Origin of the sequence: Streptomyces sp. ISL-96 (genome assembly GCF_018614035.1) — a bacterium.
Lineage (GTDB): Bacteria > Actinomycetota > Actinomycetes > Streptomycetales > Streptomycetaceae > Streptomyces.
In genome coordinates, this window is sequence record NZ_JAGGPA010000020.1 from 347314 (window position 1) to 362158 (window position 14845).

The 14845-nt window shown below is 71.2% G+C and carries 14 protein-coding genes and 2 pseudogenes; 10 read left to right on the forward strand and 6 right to left on the reverse strand.

Going from position 1 to position 14845, the window contains the following annotated elements; translation table 11 throughout:
• The gene (locus J7E96_RS14690; RefSeq protein WP_215131252.1) at window positions 1-2061 is read right to left on the reverse strand and encodes a SpoIIE family protein phosphatase; all 2061 of its coding nucleotides are present in this window, start codon (window positions 2059-2061) and stop codon (window positions 1-3) included.
• 124 nt (window positions 2062-2185) lie between these two features.
• On the opposite strand from J7E96_RS14690, the gene J7E96_RS14695 reads away from it, so the two are divergent.
• From J7E96_RS14695 to J7E96_RS14730, 8 genes are all read left to right on the forward strand, one after another.
• Window positions 2186-2800 (forward strand): helix-turn-helix domain-containing protein, encoded by a 615-nt coding sequence (locus tag J7E96_RS14695; protein WP_215131254.1) that lies wholly within the window; start codon window positions 2186-2188, stop codon window positions 2798-2800.
• 57 nt (window positions 2801-2857) lie between these two features.
• Window positions 2858-4066, forward strand: coding sequence for an FAD-binding oxidoreductase (locus tag J7E96_RS14700; protein ID WP_215131256.1), 1209 nt, complete (start codon window positions 2858-2860; stop codon window positions 4064-4066).
• Window positions 4063-4374, forward strand: a complete 312-nt coding sequence (locus J7E96_RS14705; RefSeq protein WP_215131258.1) for a (2Fe-2S)-binding protein — start codon at window positions 4063-4065, stop codon at window positions 4372-4374. The genes J7E96_RS14700 and J7E96_RS14705 overlap by 4 nt, the downstream gene beginning before the upstream one ends.
• Complete coding sequence (locus J7E96_RS14710; RefSeq protein ID WP_308295961.1) at window positions 4371-5849, forward strand: FAD-dependent oxidoreductase; 1479 nt, start codon at window positions 4371-4373, stop codon at window positions 5847-5849. Before J7E96_RS14705 ends, J7E96_RS14710 begins: the two co-directional genes overlap by 4 nt.
• Window positions 5846-6787, forward strand: coding sequence for a dihydrodipicolinate synthase family protein (locus J7E96_RS14715; RefSeq protein ID WP_215131260.1), 942 nt, complete (start codon window positions 5846-5848; stop codon window positions 6785-6787). Before J7E96_RS14710 ends, J7E96_RS14715 begins: the two co-directional genes overlap by 4 nt.
• Window positions 6787-7788 carry a proline racemase family protein gene (locus tag J7E96_RS14720; RefSeq protein WP_215131262.1) on the forward strand — a complete coding sequence of 334 codons (1002 nt, stop codon included), beginning with the start codon at window positions 6787-6789 and terminating at the stop codon, window positions 7786-7788. The genes J7E96_RS14715 and J7E96_RS14720 overlap by 1 nt, the downstream gene beginning before the upstream one ends.
• A 147-nt stretch (window positions 7789-7935) precedes the next feature.
• The gene (locus tag J7E96_RS14725; protein WP_251069865.1) at window positions 7936-8736 is read left to right on the forward strand and encodes an FkbM family methyltransferase; all 801 of its coding nucleotides are present in this window, start codon (window positions 7936-7938) and stop codon (window positions 8734-8736) included.
• A 17-nt stretch (window positions 8737-8753) separates the two neighbouring features.
• The gene (locus J7E96_RS14730) at window positions 8754-9911 is read left to right on the forward strand and encodes a glycosyltransferase family 4 protein (RefSeq protein WP_215131264.1); all 1158 of its coding nucleotides are present in this window, start codon (window positions 8754-8756) and stop codon (window positions 9909-9911) included.
• Between the two features lie 74 nt (window positions 9912-9985).
• On the opposite strand, the gene J7E96_RS14735 is transcribed toward J7E96_RS14730, so the two are convergent.
• Window positions 9986-10477 (reverse strand): transglycosylase SLT domain-containing protein, encoded by a 492-nt coding sequence (locus J7E96_RS14735; RefSeq protein ID WP_215131267.1) that lies wholly within the window; start codon window positions 10475-10477, stop codon window positions 9986-9988.
• Window positions 10478-10843: 366 nt separating this feature from the next.
• Window positions 10844-11623, reverse strand: a complete 780-nt coding sequence (locus tag J7E96_RS14740) for a LysR substrate-binding domain-containing protein (RefSeq protein WP_215131269.1) — start codon at window positions 11621-11623, stop codon at window positions 10844-10846.
• A gap of 56 nt (window positions 11624-11679) precedes the next feature.
• Between J7E96_RS14740 and J7E96_RS14745 the strand changes: the two genes are divergently transcribed.
• Window positions 11680-12087, forward strand: a complete 408-nt coding sequence (locus tag J7E96_RS14745) for a DUF5997 family protein (RefSeq protein WP_215131271.1) — start codon at window positions 11680-11682, stop codon at window positions 12085-12087.
• A gap of 1 nt (window position 12088) precedes the next feature.
• Here the strand turns inward: J7E96_RS14745 and J7E96_RS14750 are convergent, their stop codons facing one another.
• Both J7E96_RS14750 and J7E96_RS14755 read right to left on the reverse strand, forming a co-directional pair.
• Window positions 12089-12598, reverse strand: a complete 510-nt coding sequence (locus J7E96_RS14750) for a DinB family protein (RefSeq protein ID WP_215131273.1) — start codon at window positions 12596-12598, stop codon at window positions 12089-12091.
• Window positions 12599-12708: 110 nt separating this feature from the next.
• Window positions 12709-13131 (reverse strand): annotated as a pseudogene (locus J7E96_RS14755) (LysR family transcriptional regulator); the annotation flags it as partial.
• Here J7E96_RS14755 and J7E96_RS14760 point away from each other — a divergent pair.
• A pseudogene (locus J7E96_RS14760) lies at window positions 13015-13404 on the forward strand (EamA family transporter); the annotation flags it as partial. The pseudogenes J7E96_RS14755 and J7E96_RS14760 sit on opposite strands and share 117 nt — an antisense overlap.
• Here the strand turns inward: J7E96_RS14760 and J7E96_RS14765 are convergent.
• On the reverse strand, window positions 13378-14829 hold the full coding sequence (locus tag J7E96_RS14765) for an amidase (protein WP_215131275.1): 1452 nt from the start codon (window positions 14827-14829) through the stop codon (window positions 13378-13380). The pseudogene J7E96_RS14760 and the gene J7E96_RS14765 overlap by 27 nt on opposite strands.
• Between the last annotated feature and the right edge of the window lie 16 nt (window positions 14830-14845).

The window sequence follows — 14845 nt, forward strand, 5'->3', positions numbered from 1 at the left end:
TCATGTGCGGCGGGTGCGGGCCAGCAGCACCGCCACGTCGTCCTGCGCGAGGCGGGCGGCCAGCAGCTGTTCGAGGATGCCGTCGCAGAGGTCCTCCAGCGGCTGTTCGCGGTGGACCAGCGCCCGCGCGAGCTGTTCCAGGCCCTCGTCAACGTCCCTGTCACGGGCTTCGATGAGGCCGTCGGTGTACAGCACCAGCAGGCTGCCCGGCGGCAGCGCCACCCGCTGGGTGCGGAAGTCCTCCCCTCCCGTCCCCAGGGGCACGCCTTGCGGACCGTCGAGGAACGTGATCCCCCCGCCGGCCGTGGCCACGGCCGGCGGGGGGTGGCCCGCTCTGGCGATCACGCAGGTGGCCGTCGCCGGGTCGTGGACGGCGTAGACACAGGTCGCCATTTCGTCCTCGCCGAGGTCGGCGACGACGGCGTCGAGGGAGCGGAGCATCTGGGCGGGGGAAACATCGTGGCGGGCGAGCGTGCGTACCGCTGTGCGCAGTTGCCCCATCACGGCCGCCGCGTGGATGCCGTGTCCCATCACGTCCCCGATGACCAGTCCGGTCCTGCCCTCCGGCAGTGTGATGACGTCGAACCAGTCACCGCCGACGTCGTGGTCGCTGGCGGGGAGGTAGCGCCCGGTGAGTTCGAGGCCGGTGACCTCGGGCAGCGCGCTGTTGGTCAGGCTGCGCTGCAGGGTGAGGGCGGCCTGTCGCTGGCTGGTGTACATCCGCGCGTTGTCGATGTTCAGCGCGGCGCGCGCGACCAGCTCGTCGACGAGTACGCAGTCCTGCTCGTCGAACGGCTCACGGGTGCGCAGTCGCGTGACCACCACCGCGCCGAGCACCTTGCCGCGGGCGACGAGTGGGATCAGCCGCGCGGAACCGAGGCTCGTGAGGTACGTACGCAGCCGGTCGGCGCGGGGGTCAGTGATCAGCGCCGGGACGTCGGACTGGTAGAGGTTCATGGGCAGCCCGTCGGCGATGACCCGCTCGTACACCGAGCCCGGCGGAATCCGGAAGGTCATGCCCGGCACCAGTTTCGCCGTGGGCGCGGACGGTTCGGGGAAGGCTGCCGCCAGCCGGCGGACCACACCGCGGGTGGACGCGGCGGCCTCGTCCGGTTCCAGTACTTCTTCCAGCAGTTGTACGTCGGCCGAGTCGGCGAGCTGCGGCACGAGCAGCTGCACGACTTCCTCGGCGGTCTGCCGCAGGTCCAGGGTGGTGCCGATCCGGGTGCCGGCCTCGGCGAGCAGGGCGAAACGGTGCTGGGCCCGTTCGGCCTCGATCTGTGCCTGCTGGCCCTCGGTGATGTCGATGAGGGAGGCGATCAGTCCCAGCCGCCGGCCGGCGTTGTCGAGCAGCGGGGCGTACGAGCAGGACCAGGTGCGGTCGCGGTCGGGGTCGGCAGGGGTCCGGCCGGTCCGGCGGGCGTCGACCACGGTCGTACCCCGCTCCAGGACCTGGCGCATCGTGGACTCCAGCGCCGTGGCGTTGACCCCGGGCACCACCTCGGTCAGCCGCTTGCCCAGGTGCTCGGCGGCGGAGACACCGTTCATCCGGGCCAGGGCGTCGTTGACGCGCAGGAACCGGAGGTCGGGGCCGAGGGTGGCGAGGCCGATGGGCGACTGGGTGAAGAGGCTCTCCAGGGCCGCCAGCGAGTCCCGCATGCGCAGGACTTCCGACGTCTCCACTGCGATCAGCAGGGTGCCCGGCCGTCCCCGCGGGTCGGTGGCGGGGACGATCCACATCTCCATCGTCACGTCGTGACCGTCGCGATGGCGCACCGGCAGGGTTCCGACGACGGTCTCACCCGCCTGGACCCGCCGCGTCAGCTGATCGGCCAGTTCCCGGTTGCCGTCGGGAACCAGCAGCGGGGTGGCGGGGCGGCCGAGGACCTCCTCGGGCTGATACCCGAGCAGGTCCCGGGCGGCCAGCGACCACTCGACGACGCGCCCGTCCGCGTCCTCCCGCCACAGCGCGATCGGAAGCAGTTCGCGGAGCACACCCGCGTACCCGACGACCGCCGGGGGCTGGGCCGGCACCTCGCCCGCCGACTGGTGTGTGTCCAACGCATCGACCTAACCCCGGGAGGGTGCATTTCCTACGGAATCACCTTATCCGAGGGTCCGGGGCGGGGCGCTCCTCCGGCGCCTTCGTTCGATAAAGTGAACGGAGGCGAGGGAGCGTGAAGGCATGAGCGACCACAGGGGCTCGATCCAGGAGATGCTGGCGGCCAATCTCAGGCGGGCCAGGGCCCTGCACGGGCTGTCGCTCTCCGAGCTGTCACGGCGCTCCGGGATCGGCAAGGCGACGCTGTCGCAGCTGGAGTCCGGGAGCGGCAACCCGACCATCGAGACGGTGTTCAGCCTGTCGCGCGCACTGGAAATGCCGGTGTCGGATCTGCTGGACGCCCGGCCACCCGGCGGGCTGACCGTGGTGCGCGCCGATGACGTGGAGGTGCTGAGCGGCGAGGGGGTCGACCTGCGCGCGCTCCGGCGGATCGACACGGGCGACACCGTCTTCGAGGTCTACGACCAGCAGTTCAGGGCGGATTGCCGGCAGGAGTCGCTCGGCCACACCGGTACCGAGCACACCGTCGTACAGTGCGGCAGGCTGGGCGTACGGGTGGACGGGCACGAGGTGGAGCTGGGCCCGGGCGACTATGTGGGCTTCGACGCGTCCCTGCCGCACGCATATCTCGCGGCCGAGGGCCCGGTGCGCTCCGTACTGCTGCTGCAATACCGCAAGGACCAGCGGGCGCCGCAGGTGACTCCCCACCGCGATTCCTTGCCGCCGCCCGGCCGTTGACATGCACTTCACGTCGCCATAGCCTCACTTTCGTTCGATAAACCGAACGGGGGGGCGATGGGTGCAATGCGCGTGGCGGTGCTGGGCGCCGGGATCGTCGGTGCGGCCTGCGCTCGCGAACTGGCCCTCGCCGGCTGCCGCGTCACCGTCGTCGACCGCGCCGGCCCCGCCGCGGCAACCACCTCGCACGGCGAGGGCAACGTCCTCGTCTCCGACAAGGGCCCCGGCCCGGAGCTGCTGCTGGCCCAGCTGTCCCGGAGGCTCTGGCCCGAAGTGCTCGGCGCGATCGCCGAGCGGTCCGCCCAGGGGGCCGCGGCGGTGGCGGCGGCGGAGTGGGAGCCCAAGGGAGGCATCGTCGTCGCGACCACCGACGCCGGCGCCCGTGAGCTCGCCCGCTTCGCCGGCGCCCAGCGCGAGACCGGCGTACGGGCGGATGTCCTCGGCCCGGACGCGCTCGCCGAGGCCGAGCCCCATGTCACCCGCGACCACACCGCGGCCCTGCACTATCCCTACGACGCCCAAGTACAGCCCGCCGGCGCTGCCGTGGCCCTGCTCACGGACGCACTCGCGGCCGGCGCGGCGCTGCGGACCGGGTGCGAGGCGCTCGGGGCCGTGACACGCGGGGGCCGGCTCACCGCCGTACGCACCTCGGCCGGCCTCGTCGAGGCGGACCTGTTCGTCAACGCCGCGGGCCCTTGGGCCGGCGAGCTGGCCGCCCGCCTCGGCGCGCCGGTCGACGTCCGGCCCCGGCGCGGCGACATCCTCGTAACGACTCCGCTGCCGCCCATGGTGTTCCACAAGGTCTACGACGCCGACTACGTCGGCGCGGTCGGCAGCAGCGGGGAGGATGTGCAGATCTCGGCGGTGGTGGAGTCCACCCGCGCCGGCAGCGTACTGCTGGGTTCCTCACGCCGTCGGGCCGGCTTCGACGACCGGCTGCGCCCCGAGGTGCTCTCGGCGATCGCCGCCAAGGCGCTGCGGCTGTTCCCCGGCCTGGCCGGCGTACCGGTGATGCGTACGTACGGCGGCTTCCGCCCGTACGTCCCCGACCACCTGCCGGTCATCGGCTGCGACCCCCGGCTACCGGGCCTGTGGCACGCCGGCGGTCACGAGGGCGCCGGGATCGGTCTGTCGCTCGGCACGGCGGTGCTGTTGCGCGACCTGATGCTCAATCAGCCGACGGAGATCGACGCGACGGCGTTCCGGGTGGACCGTCCGGCCGTGCTCGGCGCCGCCGCGCGCACCGGAGATGAGGAGACGGTATGAGCCCGCGACGTGTCCCCGTGGAGAGCGACGCCGCCGGACGGCGCGACCGGCCGCTGCGGATCACCGTCGACGGCGAGCCCCTTGACGGTATCGCCGGCCAGAGCCTCGCCGGCGTGCTGCTCGGCGCCGGCCGCCTGGCCTGGCGCCGCGGCCCTTCCGGCGCCGCTCGCGGCGTGTTCTGCGGCATCGGCGTCTGCTTCGACTGCCTGGTGACCGTGGGCACTGAGCGCGACGTGCGCGCCTGCCGCCGCCGGGCCCGCGACGGCGACGTCGTGACCACACAGTCCCGGGTCGAGGAGGAGCAGTGACGCGCCGTCATGTCGTCGTGATCGGCGCAGGTCCCGCCGGCCTCGCGGCGGCCGGCGCGGCGCTCGGCGCGGGCGCACGTGTGACGCTGATCGACACGGCGGAGCAGCCCGGCGGCCAGTACCACCGGATGCTGCCCGCTGCCTACGCCGCCGCCCACCCGGAGCGGCTGCAACACAGCTGGGGCGCCTTCGACCGCCAACGCCGGCGGGTGCTCACCCATCCGCGCTGTACGTGGTGGCCGGAGACCGCGGTGTGGGCGTTGGAGCGTCCGGCTCCGGGTGAACCCGGTCCGCCGCGGGTGCACGTACTGCGCGGAGAGGCCGACGGCAGCGACCGACCGCGTCACGTGCTCGATCCCGACGCGCTGGTGCTCGCCGTCGGTGCTCACGACCGGGTGCTGCCCTTTCCCGGCTGGGAGTTGCCCGGCGTGTTCACGGCCGGCGCGGCACAGGCTTTGGCCAAGGGGGAACGGGTGGTGGTCGGCGACCGCGTGGTGGTCGCCGGCACCGGGCCGTTCCTGCTTCCGGTGGCCGCCTCGCTGCTGGAAGCCGGCTCGCGGGTACTGGAGGTATTCGAGGCCAACGGGGCGGCCACGGTGGCGCGAGGCTGGTCACACCGTCCCTGGGACTTGGCCGCGCAGGCGGCGGGGAAGGCCCGCGAACTCTTCGGATATTCGGCGGGCCTGATCCGGCATCGGGTGCCGTACCGGACCGGGCGCGCCGTCATCGAGGCCCGCGGCGAGGGCAGGGTGGAAGAGGTCGTCACCGCGCGGCTGCGGCCGGACTGGTCGGTGCTGGCGGGCAGCGAGCGGACTACGGCCGTGGACGCGCTGTGCGTCAGTCACGGCTTCAGCCCGCAGCTGGAGTTGCCGCTGGCCGCGGGCTGCGCGCTGCACACGTCGTACGGCGGCGAATTCGTGGCGGTCGACGACGATCAGCGCACCAGCCGCCCCGAGACGTATGCCGTCGGCGAGATCACCGGCATCGCCGGCGCCCCGGCCGCGCGCGCGGAAGGTGCCGTCGCCGGGTGGATCGCCGGCGGCGGCGACCCGGCGGCCCCGGCCCTCGGCCGCCTGCGCCGGAGCAGGGACCAGGGCCGGACCTTCGCCGAGCGGCTGGCCCGGGCGCACCCCGTCGGCGCGGCCTGGTCCGGGTGGCTGCGGCCGGACACGGTGATCTGCCGCTGCGAGGAGACGGACTACGCCACGCTCCGCAAAGCACTCAGCAATCCGGCAGGCGCCGCGCCGCGCGTCGCCAAGCTGGAAACCAGGGCCGGCCTCGGCCCGTGCCAGGCCCGCGTCTGCGGCCCCACGGTCGCCGAACTCAGCGCGCGGCTGGGCAGCTCGCCCGCCGCCGGCCCCGGCCCCGTGGCGGGGATGCCGGCCGCCTGCCCGCACCGTCGGCCGATCGCCCAGCCCATTCGGCTCGGCGAACTGGCCGCGCCCCCCGACCCGACGAAGGAGAACGATTCGTGAGCGACACCACGCAGCAGTTCAGTGGCCGTGGCGGTCTCGGCGGCGTAATCGTGGCCACAGCCCTCCCCTATTACGAGAGCGCGTCGGCGCCGGCCGGGCTCGCAGTGGACTACGACCGTTACGCCGAACACTGCAAGTGGCTGGTGGACAACGGCTGTCACGGGGTCGGCCCGAACGGCTCGCTGGGCGAGTACTCGTCCCTGACGGACGAGGAGCGGCGGGCGGTGGCCCGTACCGCGATCGAGGCGGTGGACGGCTCCGGCACGGTCGTCGTGGGAGTGCACGGCGCCGGCGCGCACCAGGCCAGGCACTGGGCCGAGATCGCGGCCGAGGACGGGGCCGACGGACTGCTGTGCCTGCCGCCGACGATGTACCGCGCCAACCGGGACGAGGTCCTGGCGCACTACGAAGCGGTCGCGTCCGTCGGCCTTCCGGTGATGGTCTACAACAACCCCGTCGACACCAAGGTCGACCTGACCCCCGGCCTGCTCGCCGAGATCGCGCAGATCGACAACATCGTCGCGGTGAAGGAGTTCTCCGGCGACGTGCGACGCGTGCTGGAGATCAAGGAACGGGCGCCCGGCCTTCAGGTCATCAGCGGCGCCGACGACGTCGTCCTGGAGAGCCTGCTGATGGGAGCCACCGGCTGGTTCGCCGGCTTCCCGAACGTGTTTCCCGCCGAGTCGGCCCTGCTGTTCGAGCTGGCCACCACCGGCAAGCTGGAGGAGGCCCGCGCGCTCTACGAGCCACTGGTCCCCGCCTTCCGCTGGGACTCCCGTACCGAATTCGTACAGGCCATCAAGCTCGGCATGGAGCACGTCGGCCGGTTCGGCGGCGCCTGCCGCCCACCCCGCGGCCCCCTGTCCCCGGCACAGCGTGAGCAGATCGGCACCGACATGGCCCGCGCCGTGGCGGCGCTCGGGAAGCGGTCGGCCTGATGCGTTCGGTCCGTACGATCAGCGCGGTCGACTCCCACACCGAAGGCATGCCCACCCGGGTGGTCACGGGCGGCGTCGGCCCTGTCCCCGGCGACACCATGGCCGAGCGCCGCCGCTACGCCGTGGACCACCTCGACCCGCTGCGCCGGTATCTGGTCGACGAGCCGCGCGGACACGCGGCGATGAGCGGCGCGATCCTCCAGCCGCCGACCCGGCCGGACGCCGACTGGGGCGTGCTCTACATCGAGGTGAGCGGATTCCTGCCGATGTGCGGACACGGCACCATCGGCGTGGCCACCGTGCTGGTGGAGACCGGAATGGTCGCGGTGACCGAGCCGGAGACGGTCGTACGCCTCGACACTCCCGCCGGGCTGGTGGAGGCGCGCGTCACCGTCCGCGACGGGGTGGCCGAACGCGTCACCCTGCGCAATGTGGATGCTTTCGTCGCCGAGCTGGACGCGGCCGTGGAGGCCCCGGGTTTGGGTAACGTCCGCTACGACATGGCGTACGGCGGGAATTTCTACGCCATCGTGGAACTGGAGCAGCTCGGGATCCCGTTCGACCGGGCGCGTAAGGACGAGATTCTCGCCGCGGGCCTGTCGATCATGGCGGCGGTGAACGAGCAGAGGCGGCCGGTGCATCGGCTCGACCCGCTCATCGGCGGTTGCAAGCATGTGCAGTTCATCGCCCCCGGCTCGCATGCCGGGCATTCCCGTAACGCCATGGCCATTCACCCCGGTTGGTTCGACCGCTCACCGTGCGGCACCGGAACATCGGCGCGCATGGCGCAGCTGCACGCTCGCGGGGAGCTCCCGCTGAACACGGAGTTCGTCAACGAGTCGTTCATCGGCACCCGGTTCACCGGACGCCTGCTCGCCGCGACCGAGGTGGCCGGTCTGCCGGCCGTCGTGCCGGAGTTCTCCGGCCGGGCGTGGATCACCGGGACCGCGAATTACCTCCTCGATCCGAGTGATCCGTTCCCCCACGGGTTCGTGCTGTAGAACGGCGTCGGCTATCCCTTGAGGAGTACATCTCAGGGGTGACTTTTACAGTCCGATCTCCTTCTGCGGAAGGTTTACCCCGGAAGAAACGGATGATGCGATTGCAGGCCGATCATGTGAACAGCTGAAAGGCCTTTGATGAGTGGCATGCTGAAGCCTCCCAAGGATCGCTTAGGTTACGGGCCCCGCGGCCGTACGCACGCCGGTCTGCGCGTCACCTCCGTGGCAAGCACCCTGCGCTGGGCGTCTTCGCGATGGAGCTTCGTGGAGGAGGAAGTCGCGGGCCTGCGGCCCTTCGTGCAGCCGGGCGCCGTCTGTCTCGACATCGGTGCCGAGTACGGCCTCTACACCTGGGTCCTGTCCGCGCTGACGGGACCGTCCGGAGCGGTGCACAGTGTCGAACCGCTGCACGGCCCGGCGCGCTGGCTGCGCACCGCGGCCTCGGCCCTGGGCTGCGACAACGTCACCGTTCACCGCACCGCCCTCGGTGAGCGAGCGCAGCAGGGCACGATGAGTCTGCCCCGGCGCCGGATGCTGCCCGTCCACGGCCGCGCCTACCTGACCGAGGGCTCCTCCGGCCCCGGCCCCAACTCCGAATTCCCCACTTCCCGTCCGGTGACCACTCCCGTGCGGACGGTGGACGGCATGTGCACACACCTGGGGCTGAACCAGGTCGACTTCATCAAAGCCGATGTCGAAGGCGCCGAGGCGGCCGTGCTGTTGGGAGCCGAAAGCACGCTGTTGCGCCACCGGCCCTCCTTGTTGCTGGAGATCGAGGACCGTCACCTCGCGAAATACGACATGAAGTCGGCCGAACTCGTGAGCCGGCTGAATGCTCTCGACTATGACATGTACCGCTGGCGCCCTGGGATGTGGGATCGCGTCGCCGACGTCACTGACGACTGCCGCAATTACCTCTTCACGGCTGAACCGATCCCCTCCAGCTGAAGGATCCGGACACTTCCATGGGCTCCACCACTCTTGTCATAACCAACGACTTCCCGCCCCGCCAAGGCGGAATAGAGACCTTCGTACACGCGATGGCCACGCGTGTGCCGGACGACGACGTTGTCGTCTACACCTCGCGCGAGCCGGGCGACAACGCGTACGACGCGACCCTCCCGTTTCCTGTCGTACGGGACAGCAGCGGCATGCTGTTGCCGACCCCGCGGGTCACCAGGCGGGCCGTTGAGATCGCCAGGGCCCACGGCTGCGACAGGGTGTGGTTCGGGGCTGCGGCGCCGCTCGCTCTGATGGCACCGGCTCTGCGCCGCAACGGTGTACGCCGCATCGTGGCGACCACGCACGGGCATGAGATCTGGTGGGCCAGGACGCCCGGCCCGCGCCGGATGATGCGCCGGATCGGAGCAGGCGTCGACGTTGTCACCTATCTCGGCCAGTACACGCGGGACCGGATCGAGCCGGCCCTCGGCCCCCGCGCGCGGATGAGCCGCCTGGTGCCGGGCGTCGACCCGCGGGCGTACCGGCCGGACACCGCTGCGGCCTTCGACGTGCGTACGGAGCTGGACCTGCACGGCAAGCGGGTGATCCTCTGCGTGGCCCGTCTGGTCCCGCGCAAGGGCCAGGATCAGCTGATCCGGGCCCTGCCCCTGATCCGGCGACAGGTGCCCGACGCGGTGCTGCTGGTGGTCGGCCTGGGCCCCCACGAGGCCCGGCTGCGGAAGCTGGCGCTGAGCCATGCCGACGACGCGGTCCATTTCCTGGGCGGAAAGACGCACACCGAGACGCCGCGGTACTACGCCGCCGCGGACGTCTTCGCCATGCCGTGCCGCACCCGGAAGGCGGGGCTGGAGGCGGAGGGGCTCGGCATCGTGTTCCTGGAGGCCGCGGCGAGCGGACTCCCGGTGGTCGTCGGAGACTCCGGCGGCGCTCCGGACACCTTGCTGGACGGCGTTACGGGTCACGTCGTGGACGGCACGGACACCGCTGCGGTCGCCGACGCGCTGACCCGGATACTGCTCGACACCGACCGCGCCGCCGAGATGGGCGCCGCGGGCCGCAGATGGGTTCAGAAGTCCTGGTCGTGGGACGCGTCGGCCCGTCACCTGACGCACCTGCTGACACCCGAGCACGCCCCGGCGGTCGTGCCCGGGCCGGAGTAGGGCCCGGCGCAACCCCCTGGCGGATCGGGGGCGTAGAAGTAACGGGCATGGCGGGAGCGCTGAATCGCCGTCGCTCAGTAGGCGGAGTCGACGTTGTCGATGGAGCCGTACTTGTCGGCGGCGTAGTTGGCGGCCGCGGTGATGTTGGCGACCGGGTCGGTCAGATCCTTCGGGGTGCCCGCGACGTGGTAGGCGTCGAAGGTCGGCTGGATCACCTGCAGCAGCCCCTTGGACGGTGTGCCGTTCTGCGCGTTGATGTCCCAGCCGTTGGCTGCGTCGGGGTCGCCGCCGGACTCACGCATGATGTTGCGGTGCAGGCCCTCGTAGGTGCCGGGGATGCCCTTGGCCTTCATGATGTCCAGGGCCTCGCGGATCCAGCCGTCGAGGTTGTCCGGGTAGGAGGGCGCCTTCCGGGCCTTCTCCGCCTTCTCTGCCTTGTCGGCCTTCTTTGCGATGACGTCGGCCTGCGCGAAGACTCCGGCTGCCGAGACTGTGGCCGGCTCGGCGGCCTGCGCCGGGGACGGGGCGAGGGTCAGGGCGAGTGCTGCGGCTCCTGCGGCGCACATTCCGGAAGCCGAGAACTTACGGATTCGGGCGGTACGGGCGGCACGGGTCAGGGACTGAGCGGGCGTACGGATAGAAAGTCTCCGTTCAGGTGGTGTCAGGGACAGCCGCGGGGACCGGCGACGGCGAGGCGGAGCAATCAGCTCCCCGGGGCTCGTTCCATGGTTAACGGCTGACCGAGATGTCGGCAATGGCCGGCTTTACTGCTCGTCTACGTAGTAAAGAGACGGCGAGAGGCCGGCCGGCGCGCCCCAGGACGGCAGGGGCGCGCGCCGGGTCTACTAGGACGCTTCGTATGTGACCTGGGACCTATGGGCCGACTCACAGCCGAGCGCCCCCGGAGGCGCGGTTCTGCGCAGGTCCGTCAGCTACGGTCGGCGGCGCGGTTTGCCGCGCTTGCCGCCTTTCGGGCCGCCGGATCCGCTCCGGGGGCTCTTGCCGGCCGACTTGCCGCCCGACTTGCCGGCCGCGGGCTTCCGCTGTGCCGGCGCCCCTGCGGCGGGGGACTTCTTGCGCTTCGGCTCTGCTTCTGCCGGGGGCCGGCCCCGCGTGCTGTTGACGGTACGCCCGCGAACGATCCCGATGAACTGCTCCACCAGGTCGGTGGTCGCGTCCTCGGGCCACGACAGCGCGACGCGCGACTGGGGGGCGTCCGGCACCGGCCGGAAGGTGAGGTCCTTGCGGTGGTGCAGGCGGGCGAGTGACTGCGGGACGACGAGTACGCCCACCCCTGCCGCCACCAGCTCGACGGCGTCCGCCGTCGTGGCCGGTCGCTCGTTCGCGGGCCGTCCCGGCAGACGCTCCCAGACGAGGGTGTCGTCGAGGGGGTGCAACACGATCTCGTCGGCAAGATCCTCGGTGGACACCTCGTCGACCGCCGCCACGTGGTGGTCCTTCGGGATCACCACGACAGTCGTCTCGGTATAGAGAGGAATCGCGCTGAGGTCCGTCCGGTCGACCGGCAACCGCACGAATCCCGCGTCGGCACCACGGCCCCGCAGTACGTCGAACGCCTCCGCGGCGGACACCCCGAGGAGCGTGAGGGGGACTTCCGGCAGCCGCTCGTTCCAGATTCGCACCCACTTCGTGGGCATCACTCCCGGCACGTACGCGAGCCGGAACAAAGGGGATGCTTCCGAGCCTGTCACCCCGCAAGGTTACCGTCATGGTCAGAGGTGGCACGCACGCTCGATACCCTTGACACATGACGTCGCAACAGAACACCCAGACCATGAAGCCCGCCACCGCGGCGAAGAAACTGGGTGTGTACCTCGAGGCCACCCCCGCCGAGTTCCAGGAGGGTGTCGTTTCGCGCTCCGAATTGAATGCACTGCAGGCCAATCCGCCCCAGTGGCTGCTCGACCTGCGCGCAAAGGGCCCGCACCCCCGGCCCGTGGTCGCGGCGAAGCTGGGCGTCTCCATCGCTGGTCTCGCGCGTGGCGGAGTGACGGAACCGCTCACCACCGAGCAGATCGAGGCGCTGAAGTCCGAGGGTCCCGAGTGGCTGCAGCAGGAGCGCGCCAACCTGGCCGAGGTGCGCAAAGAAGCGGTGCGTATCAAGGAGAAGAACGCGGAGCGAGCGCAGCTGCGCGCGGCAGACCCGACCGACTGAGCTAACGGCGCTCCAGCGACCCCCGGACGAAAGCCGCCTGGCCGGCGTGCTGGAGGTCGTCGGCGATGACACTGACGAGCCGGACACCCAGCGTGACCGGGGGCGACCAGCTCTCGTCGACGATCCGGTCCAGGTCCTTGTCGCGCAGGTCGCGGATGAAGCTCACAGTGCGCTCGTGGACCGCGTCGTAATAGCCGAGCAGCAGCTCGTCCGAGGTCACCCGCACGGCCGCTACCTGCTTGCTGGTGTGGCCGTAGCCGGTCGCATCCTTCGCGAAGGGCAGAGCGAAGCGGGCGGCCCAGTCCTCGGTGATCCAGATCTGTTCGACCCCGGCCACGTCCGCGACATGGTCGTCCTGGATCCGCGTGAGGTGCCACACGAGCCAGGCGATGGAATTCGCCCCCTCGTCCAGTCGCGCGTTGAGATCATCGGGTGGAAGGCCTTCTACGGCCTCGTGCACCACTTCCCGGATCCGTCCGAACGCGTCCACCAGAATGCCGGCACTGTTCATACAACCACCATGGCCGCTCACCCCAGCCCTTCGCGTCATCGACACGCACCGTGAGCGCGGCCAAGAGACAGCGCATCCTCGCCCTGGCCAGGAGCCAGGCCGCGCGACGCTCACGCCGAAATCGCGTTGGGGCGTACCCGGTCGGGTCCGGCGCGGTAGAGGTCGGTGAGCAGGGCGACGGCCGCGTGGGTGATGGGGTGGGGGTCGTGCCGGCGCCAGATGAGGTGGACGGGGATGGGGTCGGCGTCGCGCAGGGGTCGGTAGGCGATGCCGTCGCGGCGGTACTGGGTGGCGGTGGCTTGCGCGGTGACTCCGACACAGTGGCCGGTGGCGATGGAGGCGAGCCAGTCGTCGATGTCCTGGGTGTACTCAACGGCTGGGCGGGCGCCTTCGGGCCACAGGTCCAAGGTGGTGGTGCCGGTGCGGCAGTCCACCACGAGGGTGCGCCCCGGCCCAGCACGGACTACCCCGGCATCGCGCTGGCGCTGGTCGCGGCCGTCTGCTGGGGCTGCTACATACTGCTGAACCGGCCCACCCCCGGCGCCCTGTTGTGCGCACTGGCCGCCGGGGTGCTGTCCTCCGCGGTCCCGTTCCTCGCCGACCTGCTCGCGCTGCGCCGGGTCCCCGCCCGCTTCTTCGGCGTCTTCATGAGCGTCAATCCGGTGTTCGCCGCCCTGATCGGCATGCTCGTCCTCGGCCAGCACCTCGACCTGGCGTCGTGGCTGGCCATCGCCGTGATCGTCACCGCCAACGCCGTCGCCGTGAGCACGAAGTCCGTCTCAGCCGCTGTGGGCCCAGGCCAGTGAGGGCCGGGTTCGCGGTGTCCGAGCCTCGATCTCAGTGGCCGCTTTCAGCAGCAGGTTCTCGCGGAAACGCCCTCCGATCAGCTGCACGCCGGACGGAAGGCCGTCCCTGATACCCGTCGGTACCGACATCGCCGGGAAACCGAGCACGGGAACGGCCTGCATGGGCCATTGCGCGGCGAGCAGTTCACGTACGCGGCCGTCGCCGGCCAGGTCCGCGTCCTGTTCGAACGGTGGCTCGGCCGACACGGGTGTCAGCAGGATCCGCTCGTCTCCCAGGTACTGCTGAAGCCGGGTGATGAGTGTGCCGCGCCGCGCGTAACCCTTGATGTAGGCGTCCAGCGTCGGCCGCTCGCCCCATGTCTCGGCGGCGGCGGCAAACGAGGCGGCGAGCGAGATCCGGACCGTGTCGTCACCGAACTGCTCGATCTCCGGCATCATCGTGCGCAGCTCCTCGTAGAGCAGCAGCGACCACAGCCGGGCCGCCTCGCCCAGCAGCGGCAGTTCGACCTCCTCCACCTCGTAGCCGGCTTCGCCGAGCCATCCCGCGGCATCGTCCAGGGCCGCCTCCACGGCGGCGTGGGACTTGGCCAGCCCGACATCGCGTACGACCGCGACCTTCACCGGGCGGCGTGACTCACCGAGCGGCGGGCGCATCGGAAGGCCGACCGGATCGCGCAGATCGGGTGTGACCATGGCGTTCAACGCCAGCCGGACGTCGTCGACCGTCCAGCCCAGCGGTCCGTGCACCGCCATGGTCTGGAAGGAGAGCGGGCTGTCGAACTCCACTTCTCCGCCGGGCTCCGATCCGGAGACGAGGCCCATCGTCGGCCGCAGGCCGACCGCGCCGCAGCAGTAGGCCGGGAACCGGATCGAACCGCCGATGTCATTGCCCTGCGCGATCGGCACCATCCCGGACGCGACAGCGGCTGCGGCGCCGCCGGACGACCCGCCCGGGGTGTGTGCGCTGCTCCACGGGTTGAGCGTCGTACCGTGCAGATCGTTGCCGGTGAACCACCGTACGGCGAACGCCGGGCTGTTGCTGCGGCCCATGAGGTTCGCACCGGCCCGGCGCAGTGCCGCGATGCACGCCGCGTCGTCCTGGGCGACGGCTCCGGCCCATGCCGGGATGCCGTGCGAGCTGGCGTACCCACGCTGCGAGGTATTGATCTTGGTGGCGACCGGCACACCGTGCAGGGGTTCCAGCGCCTCACCGGCGGCCACCGTCTTGTCCGCCGCCGCGGCCTGGGCAAGTGCCTCCTCGGGGCGGATGTCCACGAGCGCGTTGAGAGCCGGGTTGGTTTCCTCGATCCGCCGCAGGAACGCCTGCGCGACCTCGGTCGCGGAGAACACCTTGTCGCGGATTCCGGCTGCCAGCTCAGCGGCTGAGCGGTCCCACAGCGGCTTCTCGCCCGTGCTGTCGGTCATCGGTGTCTCCTGGGAT